Origin of the sequence: Stenotrophomonas maltophilia group sp. Smal32 (genome assembly GCF_030237085.1) — a bacterium.
Lineage (GTDB): Bacteria > Pseudomonadota > Gammaproteobacteria > Xanthomonadales > Xanthomonadaceae > Stenotrophomonas > Stenotrophomonas maltophilia_Q.
The window spans coordinates 1-14288 of sequence record NZ_JASJSI010000109.1 but is presented as its reverse complement, the minus strand read 5'-3'; the positions used below and the strand labels follow the sequence as shown (position 1 = coordinate 14288).

Below are 14288 nucleotides of genomic sequence, written 5' to 3'. Positions count from 1 at the left end.
ACAACACCGCTCACTACTAAGAGCGGCAGACCACGCAACAAATAGAAAAAACCTGTGAAGGGTCCCCCGCGAAATAATCTATGGGGTGGGGGTTTAGAGTTTTTGGGGGTGGCCCGTGGCCCACCCAAGTTAAGGGTGTTTTTTTTTTTTTGATTGTTAGGGCCGCCCCCCGGCCGACTCTTGTTGGGCCCCCACACACGGAAGGACGCCCGGCCCGCCCCCCCCACTACCCGCAGCCAGGCAGGGCCTGGCGCTACGGGTCGGGCTTTACCCGCACCACCCGTTTCCGGTACTCATACACATTGTCACCGCGGATGCGCTTCTCCTCGGTACCGGTGACCCTGCCCACCTGCTGGTCCGAGCCGGTGACGGGCTTCGCCTCGATCTCGGTTTCATGCTCGAAGGAGTGGGATTTGTCGGTGTTGCGGTAATAGCGGTACAACGCCCAGTACAGCGCGGTTGCGCCGGCCGGACCTGCCGCCAACAGCCAGAGGCCACTGTCGTCGCTCATGTCGATGCCACCAGGAATGCTATTGCGAGGGCTTCAATGACGGTGCCGGTGGCCAGTGCCGCCAGCAGCATCTTCCATTGCTGCACGGGTACGCTGCCCATGGTCTCGCCGGTGCGGCCATTCACTGCGATGTAATGCAGCATGCCGCCGTTCTTTCCCGGCTGATGGTAGGAATACAGCCACACCGGCAGGTACATCGATACCCAGCGGGTACCATGCACCTCCAGCTGTTCCTGTTCCCAGCGCACGCCACGGTTGTAGCGCTTCACCGAACCTTCCACCTGTGCGCGGGCAATCGACAGCAGCTGGTCTTCCAGCCGCGGCCGCAGTCTTTCCACATCCAGGTTGCGCTTCTCCGAAGTGAAGCCGGCCAGGTACGAGGCGTTCCACTTCACCGCGTTCTTGGTGTCGAACGGCAGGATGGTGTTGATGATGTTGTTGGTGTTGGCGCGAGTATCCAGATTGCCGCGCTCGGCCGAGGATTCCAGTGGCAGGTCATCGACGGTGAAATCCACCTGGCGCTCGACCTGGTAGACATCGGCGTCGTACAGGGTGCGCTTGTTCTTCTCGCTGCCCACCGTGTATTCGCGCGTCTTGATCTCGCCCTTGCCGGCCACGGCCGCGCTGACATTGCTGTCGACGATCATGTAGGGCAGGAATACGCCCACCACGTTTTCCGGGGTGAACTGGTCCTTGAACGCCTTCAGCGCAAACATCCGGCGCTTGTCGACGAACTGGCGGATGCGTGCGACCGCATCGTCCTTCTTGATATGGAAGGGCAGCACGGCATCTGGCACCGCGCCGTTGGCGATCTGCTCGTTGACGCCGAAGACGTGGCGGCACCAGTGGCAGCGCGTTGTCATCGTGCTTTCGGTATTGACCATGACTTCGGCGCCGCAGCCGGTGCACTTGAACGTCATCAACGCCGAGGTGTTGGCATCGATGTCGCGTGCGCCGGAGGCGATGACGGTGCCGCGCAGCTGGTCGATGGCCTCGCCCAGCCCGAATTCCTCCTCGACCCGCGCGCCATGCCATTCGTGACGGCAGTACAGGCAGACCAGGATATCGGTGCCGGCCTTGGGTCGGATGTCGGTGGCGCCGCACTTCGGGCAGCGGTTGAGGCCATCCTTCAGCTCGCTGGCCGAGGTGTCGATGGCAACCGGATCAGGCGCTTCCACTTCATCGCGGATCGCCTGCGGCAGCGTCGAAGTGTCCAGCGGGAAGCTGCCGGGCAGGGGAGGGACGTCCTGCGGCGAACCCGGCCCATCCAACGACGCCGCCGGCAGGGGCGGCGGCGTCGCGGGCACGGATCCGGGCAGCGGCGGTGGGCCGTTTCGGGGATCGGACATGTGGTGTATGCGTCCTGCCGGTTACAGGCCCAGTGCCTTGGCCTTGAGCGCGTCGTAGTCACTCTGGGTGATCAGGCCCAGGTCCAGCATTTCCTTCGCCTTCTTCAGCTTGGCGACCGGGTCGTCCGCAGCCGGGGCCACCGGCTGCTGCATGCCGCCGACACCGAACATGCCAGATGCCATGCCGACTCCGACCAGGCCTGCCGCGCCGCCATTCTCGCCTGCCGACTGGATGCCCTGGGCAACACTGGCCTGCAGGTTGGAGTTGCCACGCGCACCGGACAGCGCATCGGCGCGCTGCACGGTCTTCAGCAGTTCGCGGGTGTTGGCGTCGTATTCGATCGAGACGATGGCGGTCTTGACGATGGCCAGGCCGCGGTCCGACTTCCACTGGTAGCCCTGTTCAACCGCGGCCGACAGGCTCTGCGCGAAGCCCAGCGAGTCCTGCTGCAGCTTGGTGATGCGGTTGCCCTTGCCCGGGTCGTTGGTGTACAGGCTGAAGGCCGGGGCCAGCGAACCGACCACTTCATTGAACAGTTGGTTGGCGGCGGCATTGTCCAGATCAGTGAAGTCGAACACCTGGCCGGGCCGCAGGTAGCTGGCCGGCACGAAGTTCTTCACGAACAGGATCGGGTCGACAATCTTCAGCGTGTACGAGCCACGGGTGACCGCGCCGACCTGGGTGTTGAGGAAGCCGTCGTCCCAGTAGATTTCCGACTGGGTGCCGAAGCGGTTGTCGGGCAGCTCCTTCAGCGAGACGAAGTAGGCGGCCTGCTGCGAGCCGGGCTGGCCGCCGAACTTGAAGCGTTCCCAGCTCTGCTTGATGAAGGTGCTGACCAGGCCGTCGCCGGCGAAGATCGACTGCGAGTTCAGATCGTCCGAGCGCCACTCATAGCCACCCGGTTCGGCGACGAACGCAGTGATCGCGCCGTCCTGGAACAGCAGCAGGCCGTAGCCTTCGGGCACGATGATCTTCGAGCCGTTGGTGATGATGTTGGACGAGCCGCTGGTGTTGGAGCCGCGTCCGGCATTGGTGCCCTGCGGCACCGCCGCGAACAGGGCCGCCGTGGACGGCAGGCCCGCCGGCACGGTGTAGAAGTCCTTCCACTGGTCGGCCAGAACACCGCCAACCGCACCCTTCACCGCCTGTACCAGACCCATGTCCAACTCCCTGTGATTCGAGGGCAGGCACCGTGCCTGCCGAGCTGGACTGAATATAGCAGCGGTGGGGGGCGGCAGTGGTGCCGGAACATGAATCCGGATCAGCGCCGGCCCGTGCCGGTTGGCCCGGCCCGTACAGCCTGCAGCACGGCCGCCATGTCCAGCGCCCCCGACCCGGACGCCAGTGCCTGTGCGAACAGCGCGTCGCTGGCGTCGATCAAGGGCGCATGCATGCCGACCTCATGGGCGGCAGCGGCTACCAGCCCACTGTTCTTGCGCACGTCGGTGATCGACGCCTGCACGCTGAAGTCGCCACGGACCATCTTGTCCAGCTTGATGCGTGATACTTCGCTGGCCATCGGCCCTGCGTTGAGCACCTGCGCGAAGCGGTCCAGCTCGATGCCGTGGGCTTCGGCGAAGTGCACCGCTTCGGCCAGGCCGGTGACCAGGGTGATCAGGTACAGGTTCACCGCCAGCTTCATGCGCAGCGCGGACGGCACTGCACCACAGCACACCGTTTGCCTGCCCATCGGTGCAACCAGTGGGGCGGCTGCCGCGAGGTCGGCATCCGCACCGGCCAGCAGGATCACCAGCTGCGCCGCTTCGGCCTGTACGCGTGAGCCGGACACCGGCGCCTCGACGTAGCGGCCGCCCGCGGCACGGATCTGCTCGGCCAGCGCCTGCGAGTACGCTGCCGAGCTGGTGCCCATGTTGATCAGCAGGCGGCCCTCGACCCGCTCGCCGAACGCCGCGCTATGGCGGTCGAGCACGCTGTCGATGGCATCGTCGTTGGCCAGCATCAGGATGAGGTGGTCGCAGGCCGCGAATACTTCGTCCACTGCCTCGCAGACGTCGATGCCGGCGGCGCGCGCGGCAGCATGGTTGCGGTCTGAGCGCGACCAGCCGCGTACCTCGTAACCTGCGCGAGCCAGATGGGCCGCCATGGGCGTTCCCATCACTCCAAGTCCCAGGAATCCGATGCGCATGATGGACGTCCGCTGGCCGCAGGGCGCCCATCATGCCATGGGCAGTGGCCGCTAGAGCATGTACGGAATCTTGAACGCCAAGGTGAAGTCCGGCGCATCCGGGGTCAGCCCGATGCCCAGCAGGGTGACCAGCGTGGTATGCTGGTTCAGCGCGTAGGTCACGCCCAGATTCAGTGACGCCGCGTTGGCGTCGCTGCCGATCACCTTCGTCCACTTGCCGCCCTGGAAGCGGGTCGAGGCACGGGCGCTGATGCGGTCGCTGAAGGACAGGCTGAGGCTGGTGCGTTCATTGAACGCAAAGGCAACTCCGGCACCGAAGTACACCGAGCCGCCCAGCTTCACATCACCCGGGTTCACGGTATCCGGATTGCTGTCGATATCGTTGAACCCGCGCGGGATGGAGTGCACGTAGCCGATGTTGGCGAACAGGATCGCCGGATCAGCGGTCTTGACCATCGAGAGGCCCAGGTTGGCCTGCCATACGCCGTTGCCCGTGGGCTGTTCGCGCGGCACGGCGAAGCGGATGTAGTCGTCGTCATCACGCTCGATCACCTTCCAGTCCAGGCCGTAGGGCGCGCGACCGGTGGGCGCGGTCACGCCTGCCGTCAGTACCGTCTCGGGCCGCCAGCCACGTTCCCCGAACAGCCGGTAGTTGGCGCTCAGGCCGATATCGCCCAGGCCGTTGCCATTGGTCTCTTCCTGTGCAATGGCAGCAGCTGCGCCGCCCGCCCCACCTTTCTGGTAAACCGTGCGCCGTGCGAGGTAGGGCACGTCCAGGTTGAGGGTGAGGTTCGGGCTGACGCCCCAGCGCGCAGCCAGGTTGTAGGTGAGGGAATCGGACTCCACGTTCTCGATGGCGATATTGCCGAGGAAGATCGCGTCCAGTGCGAGGAAGCCGTTGAGGGTGAGCTGCTTGCGGTCGTAGCGGGCGTAGCTGAGGCTGTTTTCGACGGTGAAGCGGCGGGAAAACAGGGCCGATTGCTGCTGCTTCACATCATCCACGCTGCGTCGCGACTCCTGCTTCGCCTGCTGCGCCTCGGCCGCCGTGCTGGCGTAGCCTTCGCTGCGTGGTGGAACGGCTGCACCTGCACCGGCCTGTAGTGCCGTGCCGCGCTCTACTGCCGTTGCCGGAGCAGTTGCGACTGCCGGATCCATTGGTCCAACCCGGCCACTCAATCGCGCCTGCATGGCCTGCACCTGCATGTCCAGTTCGCGCAATCGTCGAACCTCCTGGGCGTAGTTGCTTTTGAGCTGCTCCAGCTGGTTGGCCAAGGCCTGTACATCCGCATTGTCGTCGGCCGCCGCCGGAGGTGCGGCGAGGGCGGTGCCCGCCAGCGCCGCCAGCGCCACCGGGGTGATCCTCAGTAGGGTGTGCATGTTCGTGTCCTGCGTTGTGGAACGCGTCCCCCAATGCCGCGCCGTGTTACTGGCCCGGCCCCATGCCGCGGTTCAGCGCGATTGCCTGGGCCACGTTCTGGCTCAACGGCAGGTTGCCGCCCGCGGTGTTCCTCACCAGTTCCAGCCGCAGCTGGTTGCTGGCTGCCTGGCCGTCACCGGCCAGGGCGATGCCCTGGCCGACGCTGCCATTGCGTATCCATTGCTGCACCAGCCCCTGGCCGTCCACCTGCAGCATCAGGCGTGCCTGGTTGCCGTCCAGCACGGCACTGGAACGGATGCCGGCCTGCTGTGCGCTGGCCGCATGAGCGCCGTCGGATGTCGCCACGGGCACGGCACCGTCACGCACCACCAGCGTGGTGGCGTTGCGTGCGACGTTGCCATCGCCGGCCACCTGCACGCTCTGCACCAGCCCACTGGCGTTGGCCAGGCCGCTGCTGTCGATGCTGCGGCCGTGCGTGTCCGGTAACGGGGCGTCGGCGGCGGTCACATGCACGCTGGGCTGGAAGCTCAGCTTCGGGGGGCCGCCGCCGCGGAAGTCCATGCCCAGCGTCAGCGCGCCCTGCAGCGCGGCGCCGTTGCCGGCCTGCCATTGCGAGACCATGGTTACCCCGAACCAGGCCACGGTGTTTCCACCCACGGTGTAGCGGCCACGCATCAGGTTCAGTTCGGGATCCGGAATCTCTTTCAGGCCGCGTCCTGGCGCGCCCTCGGCTGCAAGCAGGGGCAGGGCAGGGCTTGCCAGCAGCAGGACCATCAACAAGGGGCGGCGGAACATGGCGAGGCCTCCTTCAGAACAGGTCGGCATGGCTGAAGCCGAAGTCGACCAGCTCGGCATCGGTGATCGGCCCCTGTCGCGCGAAGAGCGCGCGGGCACTGGGCCGTTCGTTGGGTTGCAGCAATACCGTGTTGCGATCGAAATCACTGCCGATCACCACGAACACGGCACGTGAGGGCCAGGCGGCCAGAAACTCCGGCAGGGCCAGGCTGCGGTTGCCGAGGATCGGGTCTGCCACTTCCACGATGCCCTCACGGACCTGCTTGAGCACCACGAAATGGCGGAAGCCGCGCACGTCCATCAGTACCAGGCCGGGAACGCGCAGTGTGCGCAGGCGTTGTTCGTCGATGCGGTAGCCGCGCCCACGCATGCCCAGTGACTCCACGTAGCGCTTGATGTCGAGCAGCGAAAAGCCGCGTTCGGCGACCAGCGCCGGATCGGATACCCCCATCATCCCTTCGATGACCGTCGCCTCGTCGGTGTCCAGGTGGTAGGCGTGGCGCAGGATGGTCGCCAGCGCCGCAGCCCCGCAGCTGTAGTCGGTGTGCTGGCGTACCACGTTGCGGTAGCGCCGCTCCTGCATGCTCTCCACCGTCTGCTGCAGCAGCGCGCCATTGGGCAGCACGCCACTGAAGCGCACGTCGCCCGCCCACGCAGATGCAGTGGCCAGCAGCAACAGGCACGAGAGCAGGCGCATCGAAAGACGGCAACGGATCATCACGGTCTCCGGCGGCAGGGGGGAGCCCCTGTCCCAAGGGGGAGGAGGAACAGGGGCTCCCGGGAACCCGGCCATTGGCGGACGGCCGGGGTGTTGCGCTTACTCGCCGCTGCCGCCACCACCGCCGGTGCTGGGCTGGGCGACTGCCAAGGCAAGGCTGTTGGCCTGCAGGTTGCCGGTGCCGGACGCCACGTTCACGCCGATGTTGCCGGAGGCGCCGGAGAAGGCGCTGCCCGACAATGCCGAAGTGTTGGTGGCGTTGACGTTCACCCAGCGCGTGGTGCTGACCGTGCCGCTGAGGCTGGCATACAGGTCGGCCACGCCCAGTTCGACGAACTGGCTGGTGCCACTCTCACGCGTATCGAAGCCCAGGCCGCCCACCCCCGGCCGGTTGGGGTTCATCGTGGCGTTCTGGATCTGGTTGTCCAGGTCGATGTGGCCGGTGCTGTTGCCACTCGGGTGCGGCAGTTCGCCATTCCAGGTGTCCAGATAGTAGTTCGCCATCTGGTAGGCGTTGCCGGTGCCGCGGTAGGTGCCCGCGCCATAGGCCAGGGTCAGGCCGCTGACACCGCCACGCATGCCGACCTGCACGGTATCCGTGTAGGACTGCACGAAGCCGGCGTTGCTGACCGTGTTGCCGGTGGAGACCTGGTTCGAACTGATGCTCGACTGCGCCACCGCCGTGGTTGCTACCGAGGCCGCGAGCGCGTTCTTCTGCTCGTTGTTGTTGCCCGAAGCGATGTTCACGCCGATATTGCCGGACGCGCCGCCGAAGGCATTGCCGCCCAGGCCTGCGGCGTTGGTGACGCCGGAGTTCATGGTGGCGTTGCCGAAGCCAGCCTGGTTGACGAACACCTCGGCGTCGGCCATGCCGAAGCTGAAGGATGCATCGGCAGCGGACAGCGACGCGGCGTTGTCCTGCGCGTTGTTGTCGCCCGATACCACGTTGAAGCCGAGATTGCCCGATGCACCGGCACCGACGCTGTCACCGATGGAGGCGCTGTTGGTGACCAGGCTGTTGCTGGTGGCGTTGTTGCTGATCGACTGGCGATTGTCGATCACGGCGATGGCGGCCGAGTCGAGGTCGATGTCACCGGTGATGTTCGGGTCGCCGGAGAAGTTGATGTCGGTACTCAACCGCAGGTCCTTCTCCAGGTTCACGTCGACGCCGTGGTTGTTCTTTTCCTTGCGTTCGTCGGCCTGGATGTTGCTGTGCTTCTGCACATTGACGTTGACGGTGCGGTTGCGCACATCGTTGTCGGTGTGGTTGTGCGTGTCGTTGCGGGTTTCGCTGACGGTATGGTTGTGGTTGATGTTCGCGTTGGCGTTCTGGTTGTCCCAGCCATTGGCCGCGGCGGCGGTCGAGGCAGTGGCAATCGCCATGGCGAGCATGGTCTGTTTGACGGTCGCTTTCATGGTGCCCTCTCTCTCATCAGGTGGTGCATCGGTTGGGTGGTTGTCACGGGCGGTCCTGCACGACCAGGCCCAGTACGTTGGCCGTGTCGTTGCCGCTGCCCGCTATCTGATTGAGTTGCAGGACCCCGTCGAATCCCCGCAGCGCGGTGCTGGCCACACCAACGCTACGGGTGCCCGTCGCAACGCCGCGACCGGCGTCGTCCCGCCCCCCTGCCAACGCGGAACCTTCGGCGGCCAAGGCCAAGTCGTCGGTTTCGCGTATGCCCTGTCGGGCCAGCGTCGCGCTGACGACGTTGAGCGTCGTGTTGGCGATGCCACTGGCCTGGTTGATGGATGCGATGCCGCTGGCACCCGCAAGTGCATCGCCGTCGATACCGGCGCGTGCGTGCAATGGCGCCGACAGCACCCGGTTGCCAGGCAGCAGTTGCTGGGCGCTGATCGCCACATCGGCGCGCTCGCCGGTGGCGATGCCGCGCAGGTTGGCCTGCTGGTTGAGGTCACCGGCGGCCTGGTTCACCGCGATCGCGCCATTGGCATCGGCCAATGCGCGGCCGTCGATACGGGCTACATCCAGATAGGCAAGCATGCCGCTGTACTCGTCGCAGTGCGCAAGCGACGGCGCCATCGCCAGCATCAGCAGCGGCAGGCAAGGGCGTTTCACTTGCCACCTGCCGGGGCCGGACCCTGCAGCGGGAACTGGGCGAGGGCGCCGCGCACCGTATCGCCAATGCCGCGTGTGCTGTTGCCCACCGCGCCCAGCGGACCGCTCATGGCGCCGCCGAGGCTGCTGCCGGCCATGCCGTCGCTGCTGCGGCCGAGCGTGCCACCAAGGGCCTGCTGCGTGACGCGCTCGACCGTCGTCCCCCCCGGCGCCGAAGCCGGAGCGGCGTGCCCTGCACCCATGCCTGCATAGTCCTCGTCGCTCAGCTCGTCCATTGCGCCGCTACCGGCGCGGGTGCCAAGCGCGGCGGCGATCTCGCGCTGAGGCTTTGGATCGGCAATCAGCGCCATGCCCGGTGGCGCCATCCGGTAGGCGGGGCGCGCCGACACATCGCGCAACAGGACGATTTCGCCCGGTTGTGCCTTCACTGCTTGGCGCGCGCCGGAACCGGCTGCGTTCATGGCGACCGACAACAGGGCCAGCGCCAGGGGTGCCGCCAGGTCACGAATGAGGGTGGTGCCGTCCATGCCGATCTTCCGCGGTGGGTGCGGCGGAACTACGCATCAACCGTGCCAAGTGCCGGAGGCCCGTGCCGCAACCGGCGGCCGGGGTGCGGCGCGGCCGGGTGGCGCCAGGGCGTTACAACGGCGTCGGGAAATTGTGGGGATTGCGCAGCCCGCAGCTGCCACAGGGCAAGGCGGATGCCCGACTGTCGCATTGTTGTTACAGGTGACATCGCCGACTGCAACGGTGCCGCTTCAGCCGGTGATTTCTTGACGCGCTGCTCATTGCGCTGCCGTTTAGCGCAGCGCTAGCATCCGCCCATCAAAGGCCGCCCCGGTGGCCGAAGAAGTCCCGGCGGGGGGCGGCACGCCGGTGATTGCCTGACAGTCCGCCGACGGTGTCCGGATGCTGGGGGAAGCATGGCGGCGGTCCCGGAGGCTTCAACATCGCGCTGCGTACTCTGGTTCGGCGAACCGCTGGCAGGCGAGCGCAGCGCGCTGGCGGCCGCAGGCTGGTATGTACGCAGCATCCATCCCGATCCCGGCATGGCCATTGGCCTGCGTGGACGCGATCGACTGCTCGCCGTCGTCGATCTACGCCATATGGACGGGCCGGCGCTGCAGCTGCTGATGCCGTGGATCGAACAGCACCAGCATCTGCCCTGGCTGGCAGTGCTGCCGCCCGGCGCAGGGGCCACGCCAACGGCATGGCTGCCGCTGCTGCGGTTCTGCCTGGCGCGCTTCACGCTCCCGTTCGGCCTGCAGGACCTGGTCAGTGCGATGCGCCAGCAGTTCGATGCGGATGAACCCTCTGCTGATGGCGCGTGCAACGGGCAGGGGCCGCGCGCATTGATCGGCGAGAGCCCCGCACTGCATGCCGTGCGCACTGTGCTGCACAAGTTCGCTCCGGTGGAACTGCCGGTGCTGGTCACCGGTGAAACCGGCACCGGCAAGGAGTTGGCCGCGCACGCGCTGCATGCGTTGTCCGGGCGCGCGGGCAGGCCATTCATCGCCGTCAATTGCGGTGCGATCCCGGCCAACCTCGTGCAGTCGGAGTTGTTCGGGCATGAGCGCGGCTCGTTCACCGGTGCCGACAAGCGCCAGATCGGCGTGTTTGAAACGGCCCAGGGCGGCACCGTATTCCTCGATGAGGTGGGCGACCTGCCGGCGGAGGCCCAGACCAGCCTGCTGCGGGTGCTTCAGGAAGGCACCTTCGAGCGGGTCGGCAGCAGCCAGCCGTTGCGCGCCGACGTGCGGGTGCTTGCCGCAACCCACGTCGAGCTGGAGCACGCCGTGGCCCATGGCCGTTTCCGCAGTGATCTCTACTACCGCCTCAACGTGCTGCGGCTGCTGATGCCGCCGCTGCGCGAACGTGGTGCCGATGTGCAGCTGCTGGGCGAGCACTTCCTGCGCTGCTTCCGGTTGCGTCACACGGTTCGCGCACGCGGCTTTTCGGCGGCGGCGATCCAGGCGATGCGCCGCTTCGACTGGCCGGGCAATGTCCGCGAACTGCTCAACCGGGTGCAGCGCGCTGCGATCATGGCCGAAGGGGAACTGATCAGCGAGCGGGACCTGGAACTGGGCGCACCGGTGCCGGCCCCACCCGGCGCGATGCTGCACGATGCGCGTGGACAGGCCGAACGTGATGTGCTGCTTCAGACCCTGCGCCAGACCGGCTACAACGTCTCCGAATGTGCGCGCCGGATGCAGATTTCGCGGGTGACGGTGTACCGGCTGTGCCGCAAGCACCGGCTGGAGCTGCCCGCGCAGCGCTGATCAGCCGGTCGCCAGGTGCTTGAACAGGCGCAACGGCTTGCCCGCGACGCGCTCGATCACGCCCTTGGCTTCAAGATCCAGCTGCACGGCCTTCAGCCACCAGCCGGCTGTGGCGCCTGCCGGGAACAGCGCGGCGGGTAGATGTGGCAGCAGTGCCTGCTTTGCCTGCGCAACGGTCAGGCCGGGCGGTTGTGCCGGCAGGGCCCTCAGCAAGGCATGGCGCATGGCCAGATACTTGGCACGATCCACGTGCTGGATGTGCCCGGGCGTGGTGATGCTCTCGATCTCGATCCGCTCGTGCTCAGACATGGGTATCTCCCGCGACTTCGATGCGTGGGCTGCGGAGGCCCATGGCGATCCACGCTTTCATCAACCGGGCATAGAATTGCAACGACCGGGTCTCCAGGTTCGGCACATCGTCGGGAAGGACAGACGCATCCGGAAGATCACTGACCATGGTCCGCATCTCCACGGCGGGTCTTGCCGATGCCGGCCACAACGATGCTGACGCGATCCTTGCGATGCATTACGAAGAGCGTCTGGCCGTGCGGGCCCAGCACGGCCGGTGCTTGGGGCATCGACTGCAGCATGGCGCCGGCCTTGCGACAGCTGTCGCAGCAGCATTCTACGGTGGCAATGGGCTGGCCCGTGGCGGTCAGGCGCACCTGGCCGCAGGCGCAGGCAAGGGACTGGTGTGAGGCCATCTTCGTTTTCTCCTGGGGTGGTCATCCTCTCGACGAACCGGGGCGCCGGAAATCGACGGCATCCGCCTTCAGGGGCGCGTCATCCGATAGCGGATGCGGTACAGGTCCAACCCTGCACCGTCCGCGCGCCGCGCCGAATAGGTCAAGGTGCCGGGTTGCGAGCCATCCAGCATCGCGCCGTAGCTGTCGCCGGAGACCTCGTTCAAGGGGGAGGGCAATGCATGGCCCGTGTCATAACGGCCTCCACGCTCGTAGGCAATGAACTGGCGCACCGGTGCCCTTCCGAAGTCCAGGGCGCGGGCAAACACGAGCGTCCGGCCGTCGCCCAGGAAGGTGGCATCGAACTCCTGCGCTACGGTATTGAGGTCTCCCGCCAGCGGCCGGGCACGCTCCGCGACGCCACGGACCATCGTTGCGATGTAGAGGTCATGGCCACCCGCACCGCCTGCGCGATCGCTGGAGAACAGTAACGTGCCTGCATCCGGCGAAAGCATCGGCGCGAACTCATCGGCTGCGCTGTTCACTGCGGGGCCAAGATTGATCGGCTCCCCGAATCGACCGTCGCTCCCCATGCTGACCCGATACAGATCGCCGCCGCCCTGGCCGCCTGCGCGATCCGAACAGAAGTACACCACGCGGCCATCGGCGGAAAAGGCGGGATCGAAGTCGCGCCCCGGCGTGTTGAACGGCACCGGCGTCGCCAGCCGCCAGCGCTGCCCATCGTGGCGGGAGACCCAGATGTCATACCCGCCCGGACCGCCGGGCCGGTTGCGGCTGAACCACAGCGCGGTCTTTCCGTCGGGGCTCAAGGTCAGTCGAATCTCGTCGTACTGCGTGGATGCAACGCCCGGGGCAAAGCGCTCGGCCGGGCCGACGATCTGCAGTCCCCTTGATGGAGACGCGGGGGGCGACGCAGCAACCAGCAGCACCACGGCCAACAGCGTCTTCATGCCTGTCGCTCGAAATCGCTGACCCAGTTGGTTTCCCAGCTGCGCCCACCATCGGCCGAGGCCGCCTGTTCCCAGCGCGCCGAACGCGGGGTAATGCGTGACCAGATCACCCGTGTCTGGATTGATCGACCGTCGTGCTGGTCTTCGCCGAAGAAGTGGCCGACACCGGCCTCGAAGCCACCGCGCAGCGGCGCGCCGATCCGGGTCGGCTCCCGGCCATCCAGCCACCAGCTCAGCCAGTGCTGCTCCGCCGCATTCCAGGCACGGATGCCCATGCCGCGCAGCGGTGCTCCAGGCACGTCCATCAGGTTGTCACCCACGTTGCCGAATCCTCCCAGTACCGGCCAGTTGTGCAGGGTGCCGTTGAACGCGTCCCACGCATCGCTGCCTGCCAGCCGAGCGCGCAGGCGACGATGGCGCACGTTCCAATGGCCCACCAGGAAATCAAAGTCGCCTGGTGCATCCGGCAGCTTCGGAAGCGGAGAGGGGGCCGCAGCAGTGCGGCGAAACCAGTTGCGCCAGTTCACTTCCCAGTGCGCACCGGCATCATCGGAGAACGCCTGTTCCCACCACGGCTCCTCGCCGTGGATGTCATGCCAGCGGAACCAAACATCGATGGGGCGCCCGTCGATCCGGTCGGTGCCATGGAAGCTGCCGGCGTTGCCTTCGAAAACACCGCGCACGGGGGCTTCGATACGGGCAGGGTCGCGGCCATCGATCCACCAGATCGACCACAGGGAAGACACCGGATCAAATGCACGCACGCCCAGGCCCCTGTAGGGGCCCGAAGGCAGCGCCATGACGTTGTCATCGATGGTGCCGAGTCCGCCCAGGGTGAGCCATACCGCGCTGGAGCCGGTGAAAGACTCCCAGCGGGTATCGCCCACCAAGCGCTCCTTCAGGCGTTGGTGCCGGACCTGCCAGTTGCCCTGCAACCATTTCCAGTCTTCGCTGTGGCCGGGCAGGGCCCACCCGGAGGGCAGCGCCGTGGACGCTGCCGCGGCGGCCAGGGTTGCCAGGAACTGCCGTCGATCCATGTGCGTGATCCCCTGTCGAAGGTGCCTCCATCGTTGCGCGTACCAAGGGGATTGACCACGCAGAAATCGGGGCTCAGGCTAAGTCACACTTATGGTCACCCAACGCCAACTGCCATCGCTTGCCGCCATCCGTGCCTTCGAGGCGGCGGCGCGACTGGGCAGCTTCGCGCGCGCCGCCGAAGAGCTTGACACCAGTGCGGCGTCGGTGAGCTACCACGTGCGGCGGCTGGAGGCCCAGACCGGGATCTGCCTGTTCCTGCGCCACGCACAGCACGTGGAACTGACGGTGGCGGGTGCCAGCGTCGCCCAGGAGGCCACCCGGGCATTCGATGCACTGCGCGCC

The 14288-nt window shown here is 66.6% G+C and carries 16 protein-coding genes and 1 pseudogene; 2 read left to right on the top strand and 15 right to left on the bottom strand.

Features of this window, described 5'->3' with window-relative positions:
- Nucleotides 1–253 precede the first annotated feature (253 nt).
- The 10 genes and pseudogenes from QRO91_RS18855 to QRO91_RS18805 form a co-directional block, all read right to left on the bottom strand.
- On the bottom strand, nucleotides 254–511 hold the full coding sequence (locus QRO91_RS18855; protein WP_014037272.1) for a hypothetical protein: 258 nt from the start codon (nucleotides 509–511) through the stop codon (nucleotides 254–256).
- Complete coding sequence (locus tag QRO91_RS18850; protein ID WP_197619247.1) at nucleotides 508–1860, bottom strand: TFIIB-type zinc ribbon-containing protein; 1353 nt, start codon at nucleotides 1858–1860, stop codon at nucleotides 508–510. The genes QRO91_RS18855 and QRO91_RS18850 overlap by 4 nt, the downstream gene beginning before the upstream one ends.
- 21 nt (nucleotides 1861–1881) lie before the next feature.
- Nucleotides 1882–3021 carry an SPFH domain-containing protein gene (locus QRO91_RS18845; RefSeq protein ID WP_049430456.1) on the bottom strand — a complete coding sequence of 380 codons (1140 nt, stop codon included), beginning with the start codon at nucleotides 3019–3021 and terminating at the stop codon, nucleotides 1882–1884.
- Between the two features lie 101 nt (nucleotides 3022–3122).
- Nucleotides 3123–4013, bottom strand: a pseudogene (locus QRO91_RS22515) (NAD(P)-dependent oxidoreductase); the annotation flags it as partial.
- 45 nt (nucleotides 4014–4058) lie between these two features.
- Nucleotides 4059–5384: a transporter gene (locus QRO91_RS18830; RefSeq protein ID WP_197619245.1), complete on the bottom strand. Its 1326-nt coding sequence runs from the start codon at nucleotides 5382–5384 to the stop codon at nucleotides 4059–4061.
- Between the two features lie 46 nt (nucleotides 5385–5430).
- Entirely contained in the window at nucleotides 5431–6180 is a 750-nt protein-coding gene (locus tag QRO91_RS18825) for a hypothetical protein (RefSeq protein WP_285310514.1), read from the bottom strand.
- A gap of 13 nt (nucleotides 6181–6193) precedes the next feature.
- Complete coding sequence (locus QRO91_RS18820; RefSeq protein ID WP_049430449.1) at nucleotides 6194–6898, bottom strand: C39 family peptidase; 705 nt, start codon at nucleotides 6896–6898, stop codon at nucleotides 6194–6196.
- Nucleotides 6899–6997: 99 nt separating this feature from the next.
- Nucleotides 6998–8314: a hypothetical protein gene (locus QRO91_RS18815; RefSeq protein ID WP_049430446.1), complete on the bottom strand. Its 1317-nt coding sequence runs from the start codon at nucleotides 8312–8314 to the stop codon at nucleotides 6998–7000.
- 43 nt (nucleotides 8315–8357) lie between these two features.
- Complete coding sequence (locus tag QRO91_RS18810; RefSeq protein ID WP_049430490.1) at nucleotides 8358–8948, bottom strand: hypothetical protein; 591 nt, start codon at nucleotides 8946–8948, stop codon at nucleotides 8358–8360.
- A 23-nt stretch (nucleotides 8949–8971) separates the two neighbouring features.
- On the bottom strand, nucleotides 8972–9502 hold the full coding sequence (locus QRO91_RS18805; RefSeq protein WP_049430444.1) for a hypothetical protein: 531 nt from the start codon (nucleotides 9500–9502) through the stop codon (nucleotides 8972–8974).
- A gap of 396 nt (nucleotides 9503–9898) precedes the next feature.
- Between QRO91_RS18805 and QRO91_RS18800 the strand changes: the two genes are divergently transcribed.
- Complete coding sequence (locus QRO91_RS18800; protein ID WP_197619241.1) at nucleotides 9899–11254, top strand: sigma-54 dependent transcriptional regulator; 1356 nt, start codon at nucleotides 9899–9901, stop codon at nucleotides 11252–11254.
- Here the strand turns inward: QRO91_RS18800 and QRO91_RS18795 are convergent, their stop codons facing one another.
- From QRO91_RS18795 to QRO91_RS18775, 5 genes are all read right to left on the bottom strand, one after another.
- Nucleotides 11255–11563 (bottom strand): DUF6958 family protein, encoded by a 309-nt coding sequence (locus tag QRO91_RS18795; RefSeq protein WP_049430441.1) that lies wholly within the window; start codon nucleotides 11561–11563, stop codon nucleotides 11255–11257. It lies immediately after the preceding gene.
- A complete protein-coding gene (locus tag QRO91_RS18790; RefSeq protein ID WP_285310513.1) occupies nucleotides 11556–11711 on the bottom strand; it encodes a hypothetical protein in 156 nt (51 codons plus the stop codon). The genes QRO91_RS18795 and QRO91_RS18790 overlap by 8 nt, the downstream gene beginning before the upstream one ends.
- The gene (locus QRO91_RS18785; protein ID WP_285310512.1) at nucleotides 11701–11958 is read right to left on the bottom strand and encodes a hypothetical protein; all 258 of its coding nucleotides are present in this window, start codon (nucleotides 11956–11958) and stop codon (nucleotides 11701–11703) included. Before QRO91_RS18785 ends, QRO91_RS18790 begins: the two co-directional genes overlap by 11 nt.
- 68 nt (nucleotides 11959–12026) lie before the next feature.
- The gene (locus QRO91_RS18780) at nucleotides 12027–12908 is read right to left on the bottom strand and encodes a PD40 domain-containing protein (protein ID WP_100443842.1); all 882 of its coding nucleotides are present in this window, start codon (nucleotides 12906–12908) and stop codon (nucleotides 12027–12029) included.
- Nucleotides 12905–13945 carry a twin-arginine translocation signal domain-containing protein gene (locus QRO91_RS18775; protein ID WP_197650124.1) on the bottom strand — a complete coding sequence of 347 codons (1041 nt, stop codon included), beginning with the start codon at nucleotides 13943–13945 and terminating at the stop codon, nucleotides 12905–12907. Before QRO91_RS18775 ends, QRO91_RS18780 begins: the two co-directional genes overlap by 4 nt.
- 91 nt (nucleotides 13946–14036) lie before the next feature.
- Here QRO91_RS18775 and QRO91_RS18770 point away from each other — a divergent pair.
- The coding region (locus tag QRO91_RS18770; protein ID WP_285310511.1) for a LysR family transcriptional regulator at nucleotides 14037–14288 on the top strand (252 nt) is incomplete at its 3' end.